This window comes from Mesorhizobium sp. BHbdii (assembly GCF_053848045.1).
The window spans coordinates 1-702 of sequence record NZ_JBSPKX010000053.1 but is presented as its reverse complement, the minus strand read 5'-3'; the positions used below and the strand labels follow the sequence as shown (position 1 = coordinate 702).

General features: G+C 63.5%; 1 protein-coding gene and 1 pseudogene. One reads left to right on the top strand and one right to left on the bottom strand.

What is annotated here, in order from left to right:
* On the top strand, positions 1-278 hold a 278-nt coding region (locus tag ACWTU8_RS31755; RefSeq protein WP_455851244.1), incomplete at its 5' end, for a WbqC family protein.
* A gap of 39 nt (positions 279-317) precedes the next feature.
* On the opposite strand, the pseudogene ACWTU8_RS31750 reads toward ACWTU8_RS31755, so the two are convergent.
* Positions 318-702, bottom strand: a pseudogene (locus ACWTU8_RS31750) (DEAD/DEAH box helicase); the annotation flags it as partial.

Below are 702 nucleotides of genomic sequence, written 5' to 3'. Positions count from 1 at the left end.
CGGATGTCGTGCGCAGTTCCCGCCTCGGCATCGATCCCGCCTTGCGTGCGCAAGCCCGCGTGATCGCCATCGTTCAGGCACTTGGCGGCCAGCGCTACATCAATGCTCCGGGCGGACGTAGCCTCTATTCACGCGATGTCTTTCAGCAAGCAGGTATAGATCTTCGATTTCTCGTGCCCTATGCGGGAAGGTTCCCGCACATCTTGCCTGCCTTGTTAGGCAACGGCCTTGCCGATCTTCGCGATGATATCCGAAACACATGCCAATTGGCCCCGTGATCGTTTGCCGATCACTTGGCGGCTATTTCAGGCTTGCAGTCAGACCTTGGCGACGATGCGCATGAAGGCCGGCATGTCGTCGCCGAAACCAACGGTGGTGTCGTTGTCTTCCTGATGGCGATGGCGGGCCGGGCGGCTGTTGTCGCGCTGCGGCCTGGTGTCACCCCGTTCCGGTGCGCGCCGTTCGTTGCGATCGGAGGATTTGCGTTCGGTGTTTTCCGAACGGATCGCCTCCTTGCGCGCGCGCCGCTCGCCGATATCGGCGACGGCCGTCTCAGCCACACCTGGCTGTTCTTGCTGTGCGGCCGAGGCATCTTCCTCGCTGTGTCTGGCACGGCGTTCGCCGCCCTTCTTGCGCTCGCCTCTGTCCTTGCGATCGTCGTCCTTGCGGCCGGCGCGACGCGGTGCACCCTTGCCCCGGCGC